19 protein-coding genes are annotated in these 23,579 nt (G+C 41.8%); 18 read left to right on the forward strand and 1 reads right to left on the reverse strand.

Going from position 1 to position 23,579, the window contains the following annotated elements; all coding sequences use genetic code 11:
- Window positions 1-50: 50 nt before the first annotated feature.
- The 18 genes from flhA (at window position 51) to RHD99_RS00950 (ending at window position 21,706) form a co-directional block, all read left to right on the forward strand.
- Window positions 51-2,135 carry a formate hydrogenlyase transcriptional activator FlhA gene (gene flhA, locus RHD99_RS00865; RefSeq protein ID WP_309877157.1) on the forward strand — a complete coding sequence of 695 codons (2,085 nt, stop codon included), beginning with the start codon at window positions 51-53 and terminating at the stop codon, window positions 2,133-2,135.
- 47 nt (window positions 2,136-2,182) lie between these two features.
- A complete protein-coding gene (gene yajD / locus RHD99_RS00870) occupies window positions 2,183-2,530 on the forward strand; it encodes an HNH nuclease YajD (RefSeq protein ID WP_034460453.1) in 348 nt (115 codons plus the stop codon).
- Window positions 2,531-4,351: 1,821 nt separating this feature from the next.
- Window positions 4,352-5,455 carry a UDP-N-acetylglucosamine--undecaprenyl-phosphate N-acetylglucosaminephosphotransferase gene (wecA, locus tag RHD99_RS00875; RefSeq protein WP_309877158.1) on the forward strand — a complete coding sequence of 368 codons (1,104 nt, stop codon included), beginning with the start codon at window positions 4,352-4,354 and terminating at the stop codon, window positions 5,453-5,455.
- A 73-nt stretch (window positions 5,456-5,528) separates the two neighbouring features.
- Window positions 5,529-6,665, forward strand: a complete 1,137-nt coding sequence (locus RHD99_RS00880; RefSeq protein ID WP_309877159.1) for a polysaccharide export protein — start codon at window positions 5,529-5,531, stop codon at window positions 6,663-6,665.
- Window positions 6,666-6,667: 2 nt separating this feature from the next.
- Window positions 6,668-7,102 (forward strand): arsenate reductase/protein-tyrosine-phosphatase family protein, encoded by a 435-nt coding sequence (locus RHD99_RS00885; protein WP_270142181.1) that lies wholly within the window; start codon window positions 6,668-6,670, stop codon window positions 7,100-7,102.
- Window positions 7,103-7,125: 23 nt separating this feature from the next.
- The gene (locus RHD99_RS00890; RefSeq protein WP_309877160.1) at window positions 7,126-9,273 is read left to right on the forward strand and encodes a polysaccharide biosynthesis tyrosine autokinase; all 2,148 of its coding nucleotides are present in this window, start codon (window positions 7,126-7,128) and stop codon (window positions 9,271-9,273) included.
- A gap of 43 nt (window positions 9,274-9,316) precedes the next feature.
- The gene (locus RHD99_RS00895) at window positions 9,317-9,712 is read left to right on the forward strand and encodes an FAD synthase family protein (protein ID WP_309877161.1); all 396 of its coding nucleotides are present in this window, start codon (window positions 9,317-9,319) and stop codon (window positions 9,710-9,712) included.
- 121 nt (window positions 9,713-9,833) lie between these two features.
- The gene (locus RHD99_RS00900; RefSeq protein ID WP_309877162.1) at window positions 9,834-10,820 is read left to right on the forward strand and encodes a WaaS/CpsH family glycosyltransferase; all 987 of its coding nucleotides are present in this window, start codon (window positions 9,834-9,836) and stop codon (window positions 10,818-10,820) included.
- A 21-nt stretch (window positions 10,821-10,841) separates the two neighbouring features.
- Window positions 10,842-11,951 (forward strand): CDP-glycerol glycerophosphotransferase family protein, encoded by a 1,110-nt coding sequence (locus tag RHD99_RS00905; protein WP_309877163.1) that lies wholly within the window; start codon window positions 10,842-10,844, stop codon window positions 11,949-11,951.
- Entirely contained in the window at window positions 11,951-13,060 is a 1,110-nt protein-coding gene (locus tag RHD99_RS00910; protein WP_309877164.1) for a glycosyltransferase family 4 protein, read from the forward strand. The genes RHD99_RS00905 and RHD99_RS00910 overlap by 1 nt, the downstream gene beginning before the upstream one ends.
- Before the next feature lie 52 nt (window positions 13,061-13,112).
- A complete protein-coding gene (locus RHD99_RS00915) occupies window positions 13,113-14,267 on the forward strand; it encodes a hypothetical protein (protein WP_309877165.1) in 1,155 nt (384 codons plus the stop codon).
- Window positions 14,268-14,306: 39 nt separating this feature from the next.
- Window positions 14,307-15,554: a flippase gene (locus tag RHD99_RS00920; RefSeq protein ID WP_309877166.1), complete on the forward strand. Its 1,248-nt coding sequence runs from the start codon at window positions 14,307-14,309 to the stop codon at window positions 15,552-15,554.
- Between the two features lie 98 nt (window positions 15,555-15,652).
- Window positions 15,653-16,459 carry a glycosyltransferase gene (locus tag RHD99_RS00925; protein ID WP_309877167.1) on the forward strand — a complete coding sequence of 269 codons (807 nt, stop codon included), beginning with the start codon at window positions 15,653-15,655 and terminating at the stop codon, window positions 16,457-16,459.
- An 8-nt stretch (window positions 16,460-16,467) separates the two neighbouring features.
- A complete protein-coding gene (locus tag RHD99_RS00930) occupies window positions 16,468-17,421 on the forward strand; it encodes an NAD-dependent epimerase/dehydratase family protein (protein ID WP_309877168.1) in 954 nt (317 codons plus the stop codon).
- Between the two features lie 459 nt (window positions 17,422-17,880).
- Window positions 17,881-18,138: an exopolysaccharide production protein YjbE gene (gene yjbE / locus RHD99_RS00935; protein ID WP_309877169.1), complete on the forward strand. Its 258-nt coding sequence runs from the start codon at window positions 17,881-17,883 to the stop codon at window positions 18,136-18,138.
- A gap of 66 nt (window positions 18,139-18,204) precedes the next feature.
- Window positions 18,205-18,849 carry a YjbF family lipoprotein gene (locus RHD99_RS00940; RefSeq protein WP_309877170.1) on the forward strand — a complete coding sequence of 215 codons (645 nt, stop codon included), beginning with the start codon at window positions 18,205-18,207 and terminating at the stop codon, window positions 18,847-18,849.
- Window positions 18,849-19,598: a capsule biosynthesis GfcC D2 domain-containing protein gene (locus RHD99_RS00945; RefSeq protein WP_309877171.1), complete on the forward strand. Its 750-nt coding sequence runs from the start codon at window positions 18,849-18,851 to the stop codon at window positions 19,596-19,598. The genes RHD99_RS00940 and RHD99_RS00945 overlap by 1 nt, the downstream gene beginning before the upstream one ends.
- A complete protein-coding gene (locus tag RHD99_RS00950; protein WP_309877172.1) occupies window positions 19,595-21,706 on the forward strand; it encodes a YjbH domain-containing protein in 2,112 nt (703 codons plus the stop codon). The genes RHD99_RS00945 and RHD99_RS00950 overlap by 4 nt, the downstream gene beginning before the upstream one ends.
- An 84-nt stretch (window positions 21,707-21,790) precedes the next feature.
- Here RHD99_RS00950 and RHD99_RS00955 read toward each other — a convergent pair whose 3' ends face one another.
- On the reverse strand, window positions 21,791-23,578 hold the full coding sequence (locus tag RHD99_RS00955; protein ID WP_309877173.1) for a methyl-accepting chemotaxis protein: 1,788 nt from the start codon (window positions 23,576-23,578) through the stop codon (window positions 21,791-21,793).
- Between the last annotated feature and the right edge of the window lies 1 nt (window position 23,579).

Here is a 23,579-nt window from a genome sequence, read left to right on the forward strand (position 1 = left end):
GAGAGGGAGAAAAACGGGTCCTTTAGCCATCATCTTTCTGGATAAGCAACATGCCATACACACCGATGAGTGATCTCGGGCAGCAGGGGCTGTTTGATATAACGCGTACCCTGTTGCAGCAACCTGATCTTCCGGCACTTGCTCACTGCCTGACACAAATGGCAAAACAGAGCGCGCTCGCGGACAGAGTGAATATTCTGCTTTACCATCCATTACATCAGCGTGTGGCCTTTTATGGCAGGGATCAACACGGCAAAGAACTGCATTACGAAGATGAAATGGTGCTGGCAAATGGGCCAGTGCGGCGGGTGCTTTCACGCCCGGAAGCGCTGTTGTGTTCCCAGGAAGAGTTCAACGACACCTGGCCGCAGGTGATGAACCTTGAGCTGTATGCGCCTTTTGGTCGCTACTGCCTGTTGCCAATGGCGGCAGAGGGGAAAATCCTTGGCGGCTGCGAGTTTATTCGCAATCACGATGCCATCTGGACGGACAAAGAGCTCAATCGCCTGCATACGCTGGCGCAAATTGTCGGGCTGGTGGCCGAGCAAATTCAAAGCCGCATCGACTCAAACCTTGGTTATCAACAGCTTTGCCGCGAACGTGACGACTTCCGAATACTCGTGGCAGTGACGAATGCAGTACTTTCTAAGCTCGATCTCGATGAACTGATAAGCGAAGTGGCCCGTGAAATTCACCACTATTTTTCCATCGACTCCATCAGTATTGTCCTGCGTAGCAACCGCAAAGAAAGACTGACCATCTATTCCACCCACTTTGTGGACGAGCAATCGCCCATCCACGATCAGAGTGATGTCGCCCTGATGGGAACGCTTTCCGAGCGTGTCTTCAAAAGCGGCGAAATGCTGTTGCTCAATCTCCATCATGGTGACCAACTTGCGCCGTACGAGCGCATGCTGTTTGAAATGTGGGGCAACCAAATCCAGACGTTGTGCCTGCTGCCGCTTACGTTTGGCAACAACATGCTGGGCGTGTTGAAACTGGCGCAATGCGAGGCGGGAGTCTTTACTCCGCAAAATCTCAAGTTGCTGCGCCAGATTGCTGAGCGTATCGCTATCGCGGTGGATAACGCGCTGGCGTATCAGGAAATCAATCGCTTAAAAGAGAATCTCGTCGACGAAAACCTCTACCTCACCGAGCAAATCAACAATGTCGCCAGTGATTTTGGCGAGATTATTGGCCGCAGCGATGTGATGTCGAACGTGCTCAAGCAAGTCGATATGGTGGCAAAAAGCGACAGTACGGTGCTGATCCTCGGTGAAACTGGTACCGGTAAAGAATTGATTGCACGGGCGATTCATAACCTGAGCGAACGTAATAGCCGCCGGATGGTGAAAATAAACTGTGCCGCGATGCCAGCAGGATTGCTGGAAAGTGACCTGTTCGGCCATGAACGCGGTGCGTTTACTGGCGCCAATACCCAGCGTATCGGGCGGTTTGAGCTTGCGGACAAAAGCTCGATGTTTCTTGATGAAGTCGGCGATATGCCACTGGAGCTGCAACCTAAACTGTTGCGCGTGCTACAAGAGCAAGAATTTGAGCGGCTCGGCAGCAACAAAGTGCAGCAGGTGGATGTGCGCTTAATTGCGGCGACCAACCGCAATCTTAAAGAGATGGTGGCCGAGCGTGAATTTCGTAGCGACCTCTATTATCGCCTGAACGTGTTCCCCATCATGCTGCCACCGCTGCGAGAGCGCCCGGAAGACATTCCGCTGCTGGTGAAATCCTTCACCTTTAAAATCGCCCATCGCATGAACCGCAACATTGACAGTATTCCGGCGGAAACCTTGCGCGCGCTAAGCCGTATGGACTGGCCGGGTAACGTACGTGAGCTGGAAAATGTGATTGAACGAGCGGTGCTGCTTACTCGTGGCAATGTGCTGCATCTTTCTTTGCCAGAAATGGACTATCACCGGGCGGAAGAAAAAGCGCTGCCAGCAATGGTGAGTGAGGAAATTCGTGAAGGGGAAGATGAAGCGCAGAGAATTTTGCGTGTGCTGAAAGAAACCAACGGGGTGGTCGCCGGCCCGCGTGGTGCGGCGCAGCGGCTCGGACTCAAGCGCACGACGTTGCTTTCGCGGATGAAACGTTTGGGGATTGATAAAGAGGGGGTTTAGTTTGAAACTAGCTTTAGTCCACTCTTTTTATCAGGTAAACATCAATCATGGCTCTGATCCCGAAAAACTACACGCGGCTGGAAAGCGGCTACCGTGAAAAAGCGTTAAAAATCTACCCGTGGGTATGCGGGCGTTGTTCGCGTGAGTTTGTGTATTCAAACCTGCGTGAGCTGACGGTTCACCATATCGACCACGACCACACCAATAACCCGGAAGATGGCAGTAACTGGGAGCTGTTGTGCCTGTATTGCCATGACCACGAGCACTCGAAGTACACCGAGGCTGACCAATATGGCACGACCGTAGTGGCGGGTGAGGACGCGCAAAAAGATGTCGGCGAGGCGACCTATAATCCGTTTGCGGATTTAAAGTCGATGCTGAACAAGAAGAAGTAGTTATCTGGAGGGCAATGTAAACGTTGCCCTCTTTTTTTCGTTTCTGCCTGATTTCCCATCCCTTGCTGTCTTCGCCAGTCGTTCCGCCAACCCCTCTGCAAGTCGCCACATCATCTCCTCCTGCACCTGAATCATCCTTCCAGGTAAAGCTAATCAGCAACACTGTTCACCACACCACGTTGTCAAGAAGCCGTCAGCACGAGGAAGGGAAGGCTGCCAGGCTCATGGAACACCCCATAATCAATAGAAAGTCACCTTTTATGCAGATGGGCGCTCTGGGGCTGGAATGTCCATAAATACCCATAATTAACTCAGTAAATACGCATGCTATCCATGGAATAAGTGAAGTTTTATTTGGCAATTCTTGTGATTGTCATGGTGCTGAAATGATTATTTATGGGCATTAGCCGGGCAATAGAGGGGATTACGCGTATTTCTTCTGATCTGTTCTATCCTGTGCAGAAAGTAACCCGAGGAAATTATAAGGTTTAAATTATCATGATGTTATGCGGTTATGTCATAATATGCTGAATGTTATGGTTTTTTCGTTTAAAATTGAACGAGATAAAATGAGCATACACGCGCGTAAATTGAGTGCCTATTCCCTTAGTCAAAAAAAATTTTAAAAAAACTAAAATGCGGCTAATTAATAATAAAATTCCTGAGCATTCTTAAAAACTCTTATTATTTTTAGGAATTTTCGCACCTTAAATGGACGATCTCGAGTAGCACATAACTGCGGGATTTCCATCATCCAAATGGTTTTATTTTCAATTTAATAAAAATTTGTCAGTCTTTTAATGCAGTTTGTCAGTATATGTATGCCCATGGAGGGCGCAGGGTCTTCAGCGCCTTCATATACAGGCCTTCAGCCGCTTCATTCCTAAGGTAAAATCTTCAGGATTTCAGGAAAAAATGTCAGAAATATATTTTTACATCATGTGTTTTTTGCAGAAATTGAACAGGCTCAATGTAATATTTTATGAAAATGGAATTAAACCAGTTGGTTAAATAGTTACACAAATAATAAACCAAAGTTATTATCATGCTTTATTGAGAGTAAATATGTTTTATATCAAACAGTTAACCATTCATTGCGCTCTGGTTCAGAGTCTGTGTTTTCTAAATTTCCAAAATCACATTTTCAATTTTTAGCTCATGCAAGATCGGATTAATCCGATGGTATCTATTCATGTCATGAATAGGTAAAGGTGATTTTATGATTCATGTTTGTCCATATTTATGGGTGGTTAATTTTTGTCATTCTGATAATGAAATCAATTATTACTATTTATATTTCTATTAATAGCGCTCTATCTTGCGTGATGTTTCATTTTTTGCGAAATATTTTATGTTATTAACGTGTTTTAAGTGTGATTATTTTTATGTGAAAACTTGAAGGTTATTTAATTATAATAAACATGACTAATGATTACGCGCGAAAGTACTTCTTAAAGAATCAGTTTTGTTTAATTAAATCTTTTTTAAATGATTTAATGATGATTAAGTAATCATTATCTAATTTATTAACCATATGACCATCAATGTCATAACATATTGTTTTTAATGATAAAATTTAATAACAATAAGGGATTATAACGCCAATTAATATATTCACTGCTAATAAGACCCGGTGGGTGTGATTTTTGACCTGAAAAATTAGACGTAATAGAATACTTTCGCCTCAGAATTATCCCATGTTAATTGTATGTATTGACATGGTGACTTATGTGCACATTTTATGAATTTCACGAGTGGTATGTGGATATTTTCGCATTCGCCATGGGCGGTAGCGTGGCTAAAAAGAAATAAGGTATAACCATGAGTAAAGAAATTATCATCATGTTTTCTACAGCGATGACATTCCTCCTCCTCGCTCGCCTGGTTGCCTTAAAATGCGGTCTGGTCGACAAGCCCGGTGGGCGTAAGCAACACAAAGGGGAAATCCCCCTGGTCGGCGGGATCTCTTTCTACTGCGCAATAGTGATGTTCTACCTGTTCTGGCCCGAAGTTCTGCCACACACTGAAGCGCATTTTCTTCCCTACTTGCTGAGCATCTCTTTACTGCTGTTTGTCGGCATTGCGGATGACCGCTTCGACCTGCCGGTTGTGCCGCGTGTTTTCATCCAGGCGCTGTCCGCGGTCATCATCATGGTTGACGGCTTCTACCTCCAGACATTCGGCAAGGTTCTGGGTCAATACGAGTTACTGCTCGGTCCAATCGGTTACCTGGTAACACTGTTCGCCACCTGGGCTGCCATCAATGCTTTCAATATGGTTGATGGCGTGGATGGGTTACTTGGTTCCGTCGCGAGCGCGACATTTGCCGCATTGATGGTGGCTTTCATGCTGGCAGGGGCACATACGCGAGCCATGTGGTGCCTGCTGATGATTGTTGCCCTGATCCCTTATTTGATGTTCAACATGGGTTGGATTGTCAGTAAGCGTTTGAAAGTATTCATGGGTGATGCGGGCAGCATGGTGATTGGCTTCACTATGCTGTGGCTCATTATTCTCGGCACCCAGGGTGACGACGCGGTGATGGCTCCAGTAAGCGCATTGTGGTTGATAGCGCTGCCGCTCATGGACATGGTGACAATCATGGTGCGTCGCATCCGCCGTGGGCAAAGTCCTTTCCATCCTGACCGCGACCATTTGCACCATATTTTAATGCGTAGTGGGTTAACGGGCCGCCAGACGGTAGGGGTTATGACCCTGCTAACCGCAACATTTGCCGGCATCGGGATTGTACTTTCCCAGTTTGGCACACCGGAGTGGCTCTCACTGGTTGCGTTCCTCGTTTTGTTTAGTGGCTATTTTGTCACCAACAACAGGCTGCAAAAACGCAACCCGGATTTAAGAAAGAAACACAACTCGCCTCATAAAATTACAGTTAACGGTGACTTGCCTGCGAGCAACCGCTAACCCCCCGATTTCTCTTTGTATAAAAACCCAGCGCTGCTGGGTTTTACACTATTAAATAAATCAAGTGACCATAATGATGACTGTAAAATTAGCAGCTGTTCCGTTATTGATTTCAGCTGCTTTACTGAGTGGCTGTACTATCGTTCCAGGCAGCAATCTCACCACTTCCGGCAAGACCATCGTCAATAAAGACGACACCAGCGCTAACATCAACGACAAAGTTAACGTCTATACCGTTACCCCAAAACTGATCGATTCTCTGAGCTCTGCTCCGGTTGTGGCGCGTACCAACCCGAAGCTGGAAGATGAAGTTCAGAACTACCAATACCGCATTGGTGTGGGCGATGTGCTGATGGTCACCGTGTGGGATCACCCGGAACTGACCACTCCCGCCGGCCAATATCGTAGCGCTTCCGACACCGGTAACTGGGTGCAATCCGACGGCACGATTTTCTACCCGTATGCGGGCAAGGTAAAAGTGGTTGGCCGTACACTGGCCCAACTGCGCGAAGAGCTGACCGACAAACTGGCGGCTTACATTGAATCCCCTCAGATTGACATCAGCGTTGCCGCATTCCGCTCGCAAAAAGCGTATGTGACGGGTGAAGTCGTGCGTTCTGGCCAACAGGCCATTACCAACGTGCCATTAACCATTATGGATGCGATAAACCAGGCCGGCGGCCTGGGTGAAAGTGCTGACTGGAACAACGCGGTGCTGACCCACAATGGTAAAGAAGAGCGAATCTCTCTCCAGGCGCTGATGAAAAACGGCGACCTGCAACAAAACCGCCTGCTGTACAACGGCGACATTCTGTATGTTCCGCGCAACGATGACCTGAAAGTGTTCGTGATGGGTGAAGTGAAGAAACAGACCACCCTGAAAATGGACCGCAGCGGTATGACCCTGACCGAAGCGCTGGGCAATGCGGAAGGTATCGATCAAATGAGCTCTGACGCGACCGGGATTTTCGTTATCCGTTCAAACCGTGGGAAAGACGCCAGCGGCAAAATTGCCAACGTCTACCAGTTGAATGTTTCTGATGCTACCGCGCTGGTGATGGGAACTGAATTCAAACTACAGCCTTATGACATTGTGTATGTCACTACCGCACCTATTACTCGTTGGAACCGCGTAATAAGCCAGCTAGTACCAACCATTTCTGGGGTTAACGACCTTACAGAATCCACTCATTTGATCAAGGTCTGGTAACGATGTTTGATTCTATTTTAGTGGTTTGCATTGGCAATATTTGCCGCTCCCCGACCGGGGAGCGTTTAATGCGCCAGGCCCTGCCAGGTAAAAAAATTGATTCCGCGGGGCTGGGGGCATTGGTAGGGGAAGGGGCGAATGCCATGGCCGCTGAAGTCGCCGCCGAGCATGGAATATCGCTTGATGGACATTGCGCGCAGGCTTTTTCATCAAGCCTTGCAATGCAATACGACCTGATTCTGGTGATGGAAAAATCCCACCTCGAGCGTATTAAGAAAAGCTATCCAGAAGTGAGTGGCAAAACCATGTTATTTGGCCACTGGCAAAATCAGCTGGAGATCGGCGACCCGTATAAGAAAAGCCGTGAAATGTACCAACTGGTTTATACACAACTAGCCCAAAGCACCGCGCGTTGGGTCCTGGCGTTAAAGAAATAGACACCGTAAAGAGATGCCGTTAAATGTCAGAACAAATTTCAACGATGAATAAGAATAGTAAAAGCAGCGATCAGATAGATCTGAGTGAGCTCCTTGGTACATTGCTCGATAACAAATGGAAAATTGTAATTATCACCATGTTGTTCACTTTGGTGAGTATTGCTTATGCTTTATTGGCAACGCCGATTTACAGCGCTAGTGCGCTTGTGCAGGTGGAACAAAGTGCGGGCAGCAGTGTATTGAGCAAGCTTTCCGATATTATGCCCGACAGTAAGCCCGAATCTCAGACTGAAATTGGCTTGTTAAAGTCTCGTATGGTTTTAGGTCAGACAGTCGATGAGCTGGCATTAGATACGGTTGTACGCGAAAAACACTTTCCGCTCATTGGTAAAGGGATTGCACGCTTGTTGGGCCAGCATGATGGTAAGATTGCTATTTCCCGTTTAGAAGTACCCGATGAGCTAAAGGATGTCTCCTTTACTCTTACCGTACTTTCACCTACACACTACCAGGTAAATTTAGACGATACAGTCTTACAAGGGCATACGGGCATTCTATTAGATAAAGGTGAAATTAAGCTGCTGGTAAGCGAGATTGCAGCCCCAGTAGATACAACCTTTGTAGTGACTAAACAGGAGAAGCTGACAGCGATTAACAAGCTTTTAGAAAATTTCTCTGTAGTCGATATGAGCAAAGACAGTGGAATGTTGCAATTGTCCTTCAAAGGAGAAAGTGCAAAACAAGCAACACAAATATTAAACAGTATCAGCAACAATTACCTTCAACAGAACGTAGGCCGCAAATCGGAAGAGGCGGCAAAAAGCCTCGACTTTCTGAAAGAGCAATTACCACTAGTGCGAGCTAAACTGGATGAGGCCGAAAGCCGTTTAAACCAGTTCCGGCAGAAGAATGAGTCGGTTGATTTATCTTTGGAAGCAAAGTCGGTACTAGACAACACCGTAGCTCTTGAAACACAAATTAATGAATTAACTTTTAAAGAAGCTGAGATTTCTAAACTATATACGCGAGACCATCCGGCATATCGCACATTACTAGAAAAGAAAGCTTTATTACTAAAAGAGCGTGACAAGTTAAATGCTCGTATTGGTAATATGCCAAAAACCCAGCAGGAGATTTTAAGCCTTACAAGGGATGTACAGTCAGGGCAAGAGGTCTATATGTTACTGCTAAATAAACAGCAGGAGCTAAACATAAATAAAGCTAGCACTGTGGGAAATGTGCGTATTATTGATACCGCTGTAGCGCAGAAAAAACCAATAGAGCCTAAAAAAACCTTAATTGTAATAATAGGGGTTATTTTAGGTGTGTTTATTTCAGTAACATATTGTTTATTCAAAAGGTTGCTACATCGTGGTATTGAAAGCAGTGACCAGATTGAGCAGCTGGGTTTGAACGTATATGCTACTATTCCAGTTTCTAAATGGTTAAATGATAAAAACCATAACTTGCTAAAGAGTAAGCGTAAGAATATACGATCAGTAAATTTACTAGCCAAAGAAAACCCAACCGATCTATCCGTTGAAGCTATTCGCAGCCTACGAACCAACCTACATTTTGCCATGATGCAAGCTGAAAATAATATTTTACTCATTTCTGGTGCTACACCCGAAGCGGGTAAAACCTTTGTGAGTTGTAACTTGGCAGCAGTGATGGCTCAGTCAGCTAGAAAGGTTTTGCTAATTGATGCGGACTTGCGTAAAGGACAAGTTCATCATGTTATGGGTTGTAAAGAAATGAATGGCCTTTCAGATGCATTGATTGGTAGTAAGACTATTGATGAAGTGACTCAGAAGACAGAAGTTGAAAATTTGGATTTTATCTCTCGAGGGAAAATACCCCCAAACCCTTCAGAGTTGTTAATGAATGAAAACTTTAAGAAGTTAATGGAATGGGCCAATGATAATTATGACTTTGTTATTGTCGATACGCCACCAGTTCTAGCTGTAAGCGATGCTTGTATCGCGGCAAAATATACAGGAAGCATTATGCTAGTCGCACGTTTTCAAAAAAACACGTTAAAAGAAATGGAGATGTCAGCTAAGCGTTTTTCTCAAAATAATTTATCTATTAATGGAGTTATATTTAATGGCGTGGAGAAAAGAGCTAGCAATTACTATGAGTATAATACGTACAAATACGCTCAGGATTAATAATATAGATGATAATTCATCATTATAACTGGTGGTAATGTAAATGAAGAAAATAATCACATTTGGAACTTTTGATGTATTCCATGTTGGACATATAAATATATTAGAACGGGCGGCAAAATTAGGTGATCAACTGATAGTTGGCATTTCCTCTGACAAGCTTAATTTTAGTAAAAAAAATAGGTTGCCGATATATCATGAAAATGATCGACAAAAAATAGTCTCCTCACTTAAGTTTGTAAGTGAGGTTTTTTTAGAAGAGTCTCTGGAGTTAAAGCTTGAATATATTGAAAGATATAATGCCAATATTCTAGTAATGGGTGATGACTGGTTAGGAAAATTTGATTGGGTTAAACCTGCATGTGAAGTAGTATATTTGCCAAGGACGCCATCTATTTCTACGACTGAAATCATTGAAGTGGTAAGAAATATAAGCTAGAGAGATATTATTTTTTACGAACTCTCCATGATTTATATTAAATTATTTGTTTAATATTACTTTTCTTTGTAGTTAAAAAGCATAGATGGCTTTTTATAAAATAAGGAGAAACTACTTTCTGATGAAGAGAATACTTTTGATCTGTCCAGAATTTAATGGATATGAAAAGATAATAGAAAAGGAATTGAGCAGAAATCACTATGTAAAATTAATATCTTACAAAGAGAAAGATGTTTTTAATTTGTATGGTGTGCATAGATATATTTACTTCATATTAACTAACCTTGCTAAGGTGACTCGGTCTAGTATTTTATTTAGGCTAAGGTATTTTTATGCACTAAAACGTAGCAATTTGATTGATGTAGTTCAATCAAAACTATCAAAAAATGAAAGGTATGATCAAACTATAATTATCAAAGGTTTTGGTTTTAGGCCAGAAAACATAAAGCTAATTAAAGAGCGTTTCAGTTTAGATATTCGTCTCTATCAATGGGATAGTCATGGTTTTTATCCGGGGATAGAGAAGTTGTATACAGAATGTGGTAAGGTTTTTTATTTTGAAAAAGAAAGTAAAAACAATACAATATATCTTCCAAACTTCTGGGTGAAACCCATCTTCAAACCAAAGAAAACAGAAGATAAAAGAGAACGTGTTATATATGTTGGTTCTTTTAGTTTTCAACGATTATTCATGCTAATTGCAGTGCGCTTTAAATTAAGAAAGCATGTACAAACATTATTTTCGCTCTACACACAAGTTAGAATATTAAGAAGACTCCCATTTGTTACTGATAAAAAAATATCCTATAATCAGCTTTTATCTTTATATAATGATAATAAATATGTGCTAGAACTCTCTAATCCTGGGCAATCAGGGCTTACTCAAAGAATATTTGATGCTGTGAATTTTAATGACATAATTATAGTTACAACACAAAAACATAAGGTGTTATTAGTAGATAGTGGTATATCAGGAGACGTTGTAATTACAATTGAGGATGTGCATCAGGGTAATATGGATATTAGCTTGTTATCATCAAAAAACGAAATTGAAAAATTTCATTTTTATGAAATATCTCACTGGATAAATACTATTTTGTATAGTTAAGCAATAATAAAGGAATGCAGTATGACGGTTGTTCGTTTTTTGTTATATTTAATATCTTTTGGGCTTCCTAAAAAAAATGTTGTAATATTTAATTCATATAAAAATACAAAATTTTCCTTTATTGCAAAAAATATATTTTTACATGGAATAATGAATGGTAAGGTAAATTATAAATTTGTCATAAATGATGAGAAGTTGCGAAATTGTTTAATTGATACTTATGGTGATTACTTTATAACATCAACAAATATTAAAGATTGCTATACCATTTGTACTGCAAAGTTTTGGGTGACATCAACATCTCCTGTATATAAATTTCCATTCTGTAATATATTTCGTAAGGTTATAAATGTTTGGCATGGGATACCACTGAAGAATATAGGAGTTCTTGATTACGAGGTTAGTGCGTACAAATCATTTTTATATAAAACAGTTTATAGAACTTTTTATACTTACTTTATGGTTCCAAGCCCCTCTTTAGGTGAGGTTTATAAAAATTCATTCTGTATAGGCGATGATAAAGTAGTATATTCTGGATTGATTCAACCACATATTGTGACTAAAGAAAATATAAAAGATAAATTAGGAGCCATTTCGAAGGATGTCAAGGTTATTCTTTATGCAACCACCTGGAGAAGTTATGATACAGATTACTTCCCGTTTGCTGACTTTAACCTAGAGAAATTGAACAATTATTTAGTTGAGAGGGACTATATAATACTTATTAAGCCACACCACCTAGAGAAGTCATCCGTCGAGAGATTCAGGTGTAGTAATATAATTATTGTTGATGATAGTTATATAAATGACATATCACATATATTTAATAGCGTTGACTTGCTAGTTACTGATTATTCCAGTATTTATTTTGATTATTTAATGACAAGCGATCCATATATAATATTCGTTCCTTATGATCTCGATAAATATAAATATGAAAGAGGGTTTAATATGGATTATGAATATGTAACACCAGGTCCGAAGGTTAAAACCTTGAATGACTTTTGCAACGAAATTGATTGTTTTTTTTCGGGGAGAAGTCTTTACAAAGAAAAGGTGGAGTATATTAGGGTTAATTATTGTGGTTCAGAATATAATATGATAGATAAATTTAATGAGTTAATTAGTTGATGAACATATTGCATGTTTCAGATATAGACACCACAGTTAAAGGCGGTGGCATAAATACAATCGTAATGAGATTGCTGTCGCAACAATCTAAATATGATAATTTGAGTTTGATGGTGTTTAAGGATTTTAAAGAACACGAAAACATTAACATAATACGATTTTCGGGATTGAAAGACTTTTCCAAATTTGTTAAGAAAGAGAGGGTTGATGCTGTAGTATTCCACTCTGTCTATAAAATTGAATATGTTTTTTTAGCCATGCTGCTTAAAATAAATAATGTTAAATACTTTATACATTCGCATGGCGCATTACAAAAAGAGGCTATAAATAAAAAAGGTTTTGGAAAGAGAGTTTTTACAAGACTAATTCTTCCTTCGTTTATTAAGCAATCAACGGGGGTTTTTTTCTGTTCGCCAAATGAAATAAAAAACTCCTTATATAGCGACAAATCAATTGGTTATATTTTTAATGCGCCAGGTTTTAATAAAAACAAAGTAAAAGTTAATAAAAATAAATCTAATGATAAATTTAAATTAACATATATTGGGAAAATTGATTTTTACTACAAAGGCATAGATGAGTTATTAAAGGCCGTCGCACTATTAAAAAATGATAAGTTAGAACTTAATTTATATGGTTATGGGAAATACAAAGATCTTGATGTTAATTATATCAAAGATGATGATTCCGATATTATTAGATTGCTAAGAACAATAGAGAAATTACATTTGGGAAATAATGTTTTCTTTCATGGCCCCGTTCATGGAGGTAGAAAAGAGGCTGTTTTTTTAGATTCAGATGTTTTCGTATTAACTTCACGTTCAGAAGGTATGCCACTAAGTATTGTTGAATCTTTTTACTATGGAGTTCCTGTTCTTGTAACAGATCGTACTAATATGGGGTGCCTGGTTAAAAAATATAGTGCAGGAAAGGTTGTGTCCTTTTCTGTAGAATCAATTTGTGATGGTATTAAGGAGTTGATGGATAGCTCTCGTGTAAATCTAGACATGCGCAATAATAGCCGTGCCGCATTCATTAACGAGTTTGAAACGTATGATATGGGGGAAAAGATGCATATAGGTATTAAAAAAAACCTAAGCAAAATTTGAATGGTTAATGCTGTGAGTTTAAATAGTTATCTGAATGAGTATAGAAATAAACATGAACAAAAATCATGATGATTATTTTAGTGATAAAGGTTGGGGGGTGAATTTTTGCTCCTTGGCAATCTTATGTCTTGGGGTTATTTTTCAAATTGGAGGGTTAATAGAAATAAGAATGCTTTCGGTGGGGGTAGGGGCAATTATTTCTTTAATTTTGATTTTCATATTCAATAGTATAAAACATATAAGAAAAGATCTATTATTTCTATTGTTTATTGGTTTGTTGCATACGTCTGTATATTTAATCAGCGAAAATGAGCTTACTGGTTTCTATAAAAGCCTATTATCCTTTATAGTGTTTTTTCTCTCGGCAGTTTTGTTTTATTCTATTTCAGATTGTCAAAGGAAAAAAGTTTTTAATCTAATTAAGTTTTCAACATTGCTTTTTTGTTCAATAGAATTGTTTCTGCGAATGGATGGGATTTCTGGAAGTTTAATTGACGTAATAACTGCAAATTTTTATTTATTGAAGATCAATAGTCCTTTTTTTAGTGATACTAATGGTTTTGCAATTTATTTACTTCCATTAGTTATAATGATTATTTTTGAGTGTGTTTTTAACAAGAGCATGAATTTTATTAATATAATTATAATTATATTTCTTCATGTGTTTTTGGTTTTATCGATGTCAAGGGCGGTTCTTGTATCGATGTTGTTTTTTTATATGGTCATGATTTTCTTCATGATCAATAAGACGTATAGATATATTATGGTTATGCTGGTGATTATATTATTAATGGTAATTTCGCCAATGTTGATTTCTCTTTTAGAAGCGGATGGCAGTGGATTAACGAAAGTTGAAGTTTATAAGTTTTTATTCACCAATATCGGAACGGATTCTTTTGCACATATCTTGTTTGGCTTCGGTGAGAAAATTGGTGCGTATAGGTATTCATTTAGTAATGGATCTTATGCTCATGGCCAATTTCCTCTTTTGGTTGGTATGAGCGGGATGGTTGGAACTTTTATTTATATTATGTTTGGATTGGTGGTAACGATTACAGGTGGAAAGAATGTCCTCTATCTTCTTATTCCTATTTTTATTGTGGGTCTTTCATATTTCCCTCCGTATTTTGAAACAACTTTCTTTGCATTGGGATATCTTTGGGCATGTAAATATAATCCAATGTGCTTGGAAAATAAATATAACTAACATCACATGCAATATATTCAATAAAATGGTATGGCAAGTATGTCATTAGTAAAAAATAGCTTCCTGAACACCATCGCTTTTGTTATTCCTGCAATTGCCGCCTTTCCTGCAATGGGGATAATTGCCAGATATCTCGGTGTTGAGCAATTTGGTATTTTCTCCTTGATTTTTGCAATGGTTGGTTATGCCAGCATCTTTGATGCTGGCCTCACGAGAGCTGTAATTAGAAGTATAGCAATCAATAAACTTAATAATTTGAAGTGTTCTGAGATTATAGGTTCGTCATTAGCCATCATCGTTATACTTAGTATAATATGTGCATTAGCTATGTATCATTTTGCTCCTGAGATAATCAGTATACTAAATGTTTCTCAGTCTCATTATATGGTTTCTGTTAATAGTTTACGCATTGTATCGTTTACTGTTCCTATTTTTTTAATTACTCAGGTGTTATGTGGTTATCTTGAGGGGCGACAGGATTTTCTTTGGTTAACTATACATAAATCATTTTCGGGAGTAATGGTTTCTCTCATTCCTGCATTTTTTGCAATGTATTATCACAGTCTCTACCATTCCTTTGTTGGTTTAATCATCTCAAGATTATTATCTATGATGATTATTTTATTTGTTGTCGCAAGAAAAACACCACTAAAAAAAATAAAGTTCAGTAATAAGGTTCTTAAAGAAATGATGATGTTTGGTGGGTGGATAACATTGAGTAATTTGATAAGTCCAGTCCTTTCGTATTGTGATAAATTACTGCTTTCGAATTTGATGGGGGCTCGTTTATCTGCATTTTATACAGCTCCAGCTGATGCAATATCGAAAATTTCTGCATTTCCCTCTGCGATATCAAGGGCTTTATTTCCTGTTATAAGTTATGAAAAAAGTCCTGATAAAATTATTGAGTATAAAAAAACGGCATTTAAACTTATTTTTATTACTTCGATCTTTATTGCGGTGCCAATAATTATTCTCTCAGATGTTATAATTAAGGTTTGGCTCGGCAATGAATTTGTTTTACATTCTTCAAATATTTTGAGGGTTATCGTTATTGGCTTTGTTTTTAATTCCTTATCTCAAATTCCCTATTCAAGTATACAAGCATCAGGAAATTCAAGAGTCACGGCGCTGATACATTTGTCTGAAGTGATACCTTATTTTGTCTTACTTTATTTTTTAATATCCCAGTTTGGGGTTTATGGTGCAGCTTTTGCCTGGACCATCAGGATGATACTGGATTTTTTCATAATGAATTATTTTTCTAAATCATTACAGATCGTTTGAGTACAACGGGTTGTAGTTATCTATTAATAATTTCTTACAGTCATCTTGATATCTTTTGGCTTATATAAACGAAAACCACAAAGGGATATGGTGTTTACATGAAATTTAGTATTCTAATGTCATTATATAATAATGAGACAGCAAGTAATCTTGAGGAGTGTTTTTGTAGTCTATACAATCAATCGTTGAAGGCTGAAGAGGTGGTTCTTGTAATTGATGGTCCTATTGGTAGTGATTTATTAGCTGTTGTCGAAAAATGGGCGTGTTTTCTTAATATAATAAAAGTCAAAATAGATGAAAATGTCGGCCTAGGGAAGGCTTTAAATCATGGGTTGAAATTTTGTAAAAATAACTACATTGCACGAATGGATACTGATGATATTTGTTTTCCGGAGCGATTCGAATCACAAATGTCATATTTGATTAAGAATCCCGAATTGGCTATTTTGGGAAGCAATATTATAGAGTTTAATAGAAGTAAAGAATTGAGTACTGGGGTGCGCAAAGTCCCATTTGCATATGAAGATATTTTAAAATATTGTAAGTTTCGCAATCCATTTAATCACATGTCTATTATTTTCAATAAGAAAATAATCCAAGAAGTTGGTGGTTATCATCACCATTATTTTATGGAAGATTATAACCTTTGGCTTCGTGTGATTTCTAGTGGATATAAAGTTGAGAATATAAATAAAAATTTAGTTTATGCGCGTTCAGACTCGGCTTCAATAGCCAGGAGAAGAGGTCTTAAGTATATTGCTAGTGAATATAAATTAGCATTATTAAAGGCCGAGCTAGGCATTCAAAAAAAGCATACTGCGTTGACATATTTTATGTTGAGAGCGACTTCACGTGTAATGCCATCAAAATTGCTTAAGTTAGTTTATAATCAAGATAGAAAATAAGAGGTATTATGTTAGCTATAATTGGCGGTTCTGGTTTTATTGGCACTAGATTAGCAAATCAACTATCAGCAAGTTCTATTGATTTTAAAATCATTGATATAAATAAAAGTAATAGCTACCCAGATAACTGGATTTATGGAGATGTTACAAAACCAGATACTTTGCTTACAGCCTTATCAGGGGTTAATAAGATTATAAACCTAGCAGCAGAACATAAGGATAATGTGCATCCTGTTAGCCTTTACTATGATGTTAATGTTAATGGTGCAAAAAACATTTGCGAAACGGCTGAAAAATTAAATATTAATCATATTATCTTCACATCATCAGTTGCAATTTATGGTTTTGTAGAAGAAGACACGGGCGAGGATGGTAAAGTATGTCCGTTTAATGATTATGGAAAATCAAAATTTCAAGCTGAGCAAGTTTTTGATCATTGGCAGAAAGAGGATTCTAAACGTACTCTTGTCACTGTTCGTCCTACTGTTGTTTTCGGTGAGGGAAATAGAGGGAATGTTTATAACCTTTTCCGCCAAATTGCATCGGGTAAATTCCTTATGCTTGGGAGCGGAAACAATAGAAAATCAATGGCATATGTTGAAAATATTGCCTCATTTTTGAAGTTTGGAACTGGCTTTGAAACAGGAAGACATGTATTCAATTATATTGATAAACCAGATTTCACAATGAATGTATTAACAGGGGTTATTTGTAGTTCTTTAAATAAAAAAATCAATAATGTTAGAATTCCTTATTCAATTGGAATGCTTGGGGGCTACTGTTTTGATATCTTGGCAAGGGTCACTGGGAAAGAATTTCCTATAAGTAGCATTAGAATTAAAAAATTCTGTGCCGTATCGCAATTCAAATCTAACTCAATAGAAAGGACGGGTTTTAGAGCACCTGTATCTTTAGAAGAAGGCATTGCTAATACCGTTAGATATGAGTTTCTCAATAAATAAACCCTTCCCAATTTAACCACCTTTGGTTGTATAAATATTTTAGTACTTTTTGCTATGCATCTAATTTGGTTGTATTTGTATTTTGCCACTACAGTTTATTATTGAATTAACGCTTTAAATACTTCTGTTAATGAAAATGTGAGGAAATATTGTAATATAGTAAAGCTTCTAATGCTTACTCGCTTAAATATTAGAATCATTATTTTTATGGATTACATTTTAATTACTCTCTTGTTTTATATGTGTGTATACATTGAGGGCTGATTGTGAGGCTCATTTTTGTAAGTTCAATGATGATTTTCATTCGATATTTTTATATACAGATAAAAATCTACACCAGCCCAGCTAGTAAAAAAATTTGCACTATTTTTAAATTAAGGACAATCACTCGAGTTTTTTCTGTGTGGAATTTATTCCACCGGGAAAATACACCAATGAAACAATAATAGAGGACTATAAATGAAATTGATTAAGTTATCTGCGCTAATGCTGTGTGTACTGGCAGCACCTATGGCATCTATGGCTGCGCCTGAATCTGCCGCTGTTGGCGCAGCTGCGGGTACTTCAACTGCCGCTGCGGGTGTGGCAGCCGGTTCTGCGGTTGCTATCGGTGTCGGCGCGGTGGGTGCAGTAGCTATTACTGCACTCGTTGTTAGCAACAACCGCGACAGCAAAAATGGCAGCACCAGTACCAGCACCACCACTTCTACGCATTAATCATTTCTAATATTCATGGGGTTCTTCTGGGGGCCCCATTTTCTTTGCCAGCTTACGGCTCTTAATATGTATAAAAAAATATGCCTGGCCGGCGCGGTTATTACACTCAGCGCCTGCAGCCAATATCGCCCTGGTATTGTTTCACAGACTATTACACAAACCTTTTCTTCGCAGGATGCGAAAATCGATAGCAGTAAAGTTAGCAGCGTTCCCTATGCGTCTATGTCCCTTAAAGTGGATGACGGCCCGTTAGCTTTTATCGTGCTGGCGTGGAATGAAAACCATATTCAGAAGTGGCTTACCGCCGATTCAAAAATGGTCGCCACGCAAAATGGACGCATTATTAAAACCCTCGGTTTTCCGGATAACCTGCTGACGTTTGAAAGCAGCACTCCCGATCCATTAGCCAATCCGTTAATCATTCAGGAAGGGCAACAGTGGAAAGCACAAACGCAGTGGAAGAGTGATGCTTTCCACGCGGCTTCAGTGACTTCACGCTTCCATTGGGCAGGCACGCAAGATTTCACCATTGTCGGTAACACCCGCAATTATCGTCTGCTGGAAGAACAGGTTTCTTCTGACGTTGATGGTGCCACTTATACCCAACGTTATTGGGTCGATGCGCAAACCGGGCAGGTGGTTCACAGCGAACAAACCCTGCATCCTCATGGCCCGGTGTGGTCCCTCACTTTACTGAAACCTTATTCCTGATGATGAAACCACTCTTGCTTACCGCCACCTTGTTGGCGGTAGCCCCGCTGAGTTACAGCCAGGGGCAGGTTACTCTTATTTGTCAGCCTGCATGTTCCACCGCCAATGTGAATGCCAACGACCTGAGTGAACTGGTCACAAGCTCTGCATTGCCTGCCAATATCGACTGGCGCACCGCGAAGATTTCAACACCTGCGAGCGATGCCGAACAGCAGCAACGCCAGCAGCAGATTGTCGCAAAGCTTGCAGCACTGGCTAATCAGTTGCGGCAGCAGGGCGATTATCTTCTGGCTCAGCGCGTTAACGTTTTGCGCCAGCGAATCAATGAATGGAAAGCGGTCGGTGCTTATCGCCTCTCTCTGGACCCGGATGTTGTACGTCTGAAATCTGAATATTCACCGAAGCTTGCGGGCGATTATCGTCTGTACATTACGACCGTTCCGAAATCGGACCTGACGTTATGGAACAGTTCGCGAACTGACGTCACTTGGGTTGCAGGCAAACAGACCGCTGCTTATGTCTCTATTGACCAGCAACAGCCCGGTATCGATGCGGACACCGTGACGGTGATTGCGCCAGACGGCACCACGGAAACTGTACCCACAGGTTACTGGAATCGTCGTTACCATGAGCCACAGCCCGGCAGCCAGATTTGGTTGAACCTGCAAACGTCCGCATTACCACAAGGTTATCAGTCGCTTAACCAGGACATTATCCACTTGCTTACACAACGGACTGTCGCGCCATGAAGCTCACTACACTCAGTTCTATGATTGCGCTGTCTCTTGGCGGCTTCAGTCACGTGGCCAGTGCTGACTGGGGCACGCCGTTATATACCCCGTACGTCACCCCTTCGCAGTCAGATTTTGGTGGTGTTGGCTTATTGCAGATGCCCACCGCGCGTATGGCCCCTTCTGGCGAATTCAACGTGAACTACCGGGACAATGACCAATACCGTTTCTGGTCGTTAACCCTGCAGTTAATGCCGTGGCTGGAAAGCACCATCCGCTATACCGACGTGCGTACTCGCCGTTACGGTGCGGAAGATTTCAGTGGTGACCAGACCTATAAAGATAAAGCTATCGACCTGAAAGCTCGCCTGTGGCAGGAAACTCGCTGGACGCCGGACATCTCGTTGGGCTTCAGAGATATCGGCGGTACGGGCTTGTTCGACAGCGAATATCTGGTGGCGACGAAAGCGGCGGGGCCGTTTGATTTCACGCTTGGTATGGGTTGGGGCTATGTTGGCAACAGCGGCAATATCACTAACCCATTCTGCAAAGCCAGCGAGAGTTTTTGCCAGCGCGAGGAAGGTTACAGCGGCAGTGGCGGTAAGGTTGATTCGGAGCGATTTTTCCACGGCCCAGCGGCACTGTTCGGTGGTGTGGAATACCAGACGCCGTGGCAGCCACTGCGCTTTAAGGTGGAATACGACGGGAATAATTACCGTGACGATCGCGCCGGCAAGCTGGCACAAGATAGCCCGATTAACGTTGGGATGCTGTACCGTCTGGGCGACTGGGGCGATCTGAATCTGGGTTACGAGCGTGGTAACACGATGACCTTCGGCTTCACGCTGGTCACCAATTTTGAGGCGCTACGCAGTCCGGCACAAAAACCTTCCCGGCCTGTTTATGCGCCAGCCACGCAACCCGCAGATTTTGACCCGCACACGGCGGATGCCCAGCTTAATGCGCTGCGTGACAACGCCGGTCTATCATCGCCGTCCATCCAGCGAGCAGGGGATACGGTGTATGTTTCTGGTGAGCAAACCGATTACCGGGTTCGCGAAGAAGGGATCGAGCGCGCTAACCGCATCGTGATGAATAATCTGCCGGAAGGCACGCGTCAGATTGTGGTGACTGAAAACAGCGAACGTCTGCCAATGATCAGCCATCGCAGTGATGTGGCGTCGCTTGACCAGGCGTTTAGCGGTGTGCCACTCGGCACGGCTGCCCCTGAAAACATTGACGTTCATCTGGAGCCACAGCAGCCACCGCATATGCAGGCTGGATACGCCGAGAAGCAATCTTCTCTGAGCTTCGACTGGTCGCCGATATTAAACCAGTCATTCGGCGGACCTGAATCGTTCTATATGTATCAATTTGCGCTGAGCGGCAGTGTCGATTACCAACTGACCGATAACTGGAAAATTGGCGGCGTGGCGTGGCTTAACGTGTACAACAACTACGACAAGTTCAACTTCACCGCTCCTCCGCCTGACAGCCACATTCCACAGGTGCGTACCCATATTCGTGAGTATGTCGACAGTAGCGACCTGTACCTGAATAACCTGCAACTTACGCGTATTGGCGCACTGGGCGATGGTTGGTACATGCAGAACTACGGCGGCTATCTGGAGATGATGTTTGCCGGGGTGGGGAGCGAAGTGCTGTACCGTCCGCTGGATCAACAGTGGGCCGTGGGTGCCGATCTGAACTGGGTTAAACAGCGTGACTGGAACGACCCGATGAGAATGGCCGACTACAGCGTGACCACCGGAAATGTGACGGGTTACTGGCAGCCGTGGTTTGCCGATGAGTTCCTGTTGAAAGTGAGTGTCGGGCGCTATCTGGCGGGCGATAAAGGCGGCACGCTGGATATTTCTCGCCGCTTCTCAAGCGGGATTACCGCTGGCGCCTACGCCACATTGACCAACGTGTCGTCTCACGATTACGGCGAAGGGAGCTTCACTAAAGGGTTCTATATCTCGATTCCACTGGATTTGCTGAGCACGCGACCGACGAACACCGAGGCAGGCTTCAACTGGGTTCCGTTGACGCGTGATGGCGGCCAGCCATTGCAGAAACGTTACTCGCTGTACGGCTTCACGGATGCGCGCGGTGCGCAATATTGAGTGTTGCCTTCCATGGCTAATTTTTATGAGTATTAAGGGCGGTTTACCGCCCATTTCCCAGGTCGTTGGCACAGCAAAAAATCGTTAAAACTCTACCCAGCTATCTTTACTGTTCGCCGCCGTTTTTCTGGCTGGTTTTGGCTGAGTGTGATGAGGGGCAGAAGGGCGAATGTCTGCCGCCTCCGTTTGGGTTTTTGAAACCCGAAATATCGACACCACTTTCTCCAACTGCACCGCCTGATCTTCAAGCGAGCTTGCGGCAGCGGAAGATTCTTCGACTAATGCCGCATTCTGTTGGGTCGTTGTATCCATTTCTGCCATCGCTTGCGCAATCTGCGAAATCCCTCGACTTTGTTCATCGGTCGCCGCCGCAATTTCACTCATGATATCTCTCACCTGGATAACGGACGTTTCAATATTTTCCATGGCGACACCTGCACCTTCCACCAGACGGAACCCTGAATCGACGTAAGAAACTGATTCGTGAATTAAGGTTTCAATCTCTTTTGCTGACTGCGCACTTCGCTGCGCCAGGTTACGCACTTCACCGGCTACTACGGCAAAACCTTTCCCTTGATCTCCCGCTCGTGCTGCTTCAACGGCGGCATTCAACGCCAGAATATTGGTCTGGAATGCGATGCTGTTGATGACGGTCGTGATTTCCGAAATACGGTGCGAGCTGCTCTGCACGTTTTTCATCGTGTCGATGACCATCTTAGAAATCTGACTTCCTTCATTGGCTTTTTGCGAGGCGGCTTCCGCTAACTGACGCGCATGTTTGGCATTTTCGGCATTCAGGGCGACGGTGGATGTCAGCTCTTCCATGCTGGCGGCGGTCTCCACCACGGCGGCAGATTGCTGCTCGGTACGTGCGGATAAATCCATATTACCGGCGGCAATTTCAGACGATGAGCGCGCAACGCTGTCGACGCCATCACGCACGTTATGAATAATATCTTTCAAATTGTTGTTCATCGTGGCGACAGCCTGCATCAGCAGACCCGGCTCATCACGACGGACACTTTCCAGCGTGCTGGTGAGGTCGCCTTTGGCAATTTGCTCGGCAACCTGCAGCGTTTCAATCAATGGGCGCGTAATAGAACGGGTGATCACGAAGGCCATCAATATGCCGATAATAATCCCGATAAGCGCGACGATTTCCATCTGCAACTCGGCATTCAATACGCCTTTCTCAGCCGTTTTTTGTTGTAGCGTAAATTGATTTGTGACCGCACTCGTTAACTCCACCGCCCGCGCAGTTAAGTTGTTCGATGCCGTGTTAACCGTATTCCATGAGGTACGATAAAGCGGCATTTCCGCAGCAAAACCGTGCATTTCCTGCATGCTTTTTTGCAGCCAGTCGTGTTGTATCGCCGGAAGCACCGCTAACATTTGTTCGGCGCTGGTCATGGCGTTGGCAAGACGCTCATTGAGGGCTTTTTGACTCTGCTCTGTTGGGTTTTCTTTATAATCGTTCAGCGCGGAGTCGATATCATTGAACATAAAAGCGAGCTGCGAAAGCTGGGTTTGCTGATCGTCATTCAGCGTATTGTCACGGCTTAGCCGATCGGCAATTAAAGACTTGTTATAGAGATCTTTCGAATTCAGGAGTTGAATATCTTTCTCTTTTTGACTTAACGCGTCAACAAAAGGGCGAGTTGCCGCGATATAGTTTTTAACCGCTTTTTCAGTGACGACCAGTGACTGCATCCCTTCAGTTGACCAGCTAAGATGCTTCATTTGGCTCACAATGGTATCCATTTTTGCCAGCGCACTTTTATTTTGCTCAAGGTATTTTGCATTATGGGTGTATTGGTAATTGGTACGGCCCAGTCTTGCGGCTGAAAGTGAGTTAAATAATTGTGTGCTCATC

This window comes from Buttiauxella selenatireducens, from assembly GCF_031432975.1.
In the GTDB taxonomy this organism is placed as follows: domain Bacteria; phylum Pseudomonadota; class Gammaproteobacteria; order Enterobacterales; family Enterobacteriaceae; genus Buttiauxella; species Buttiauxella selenatireducens.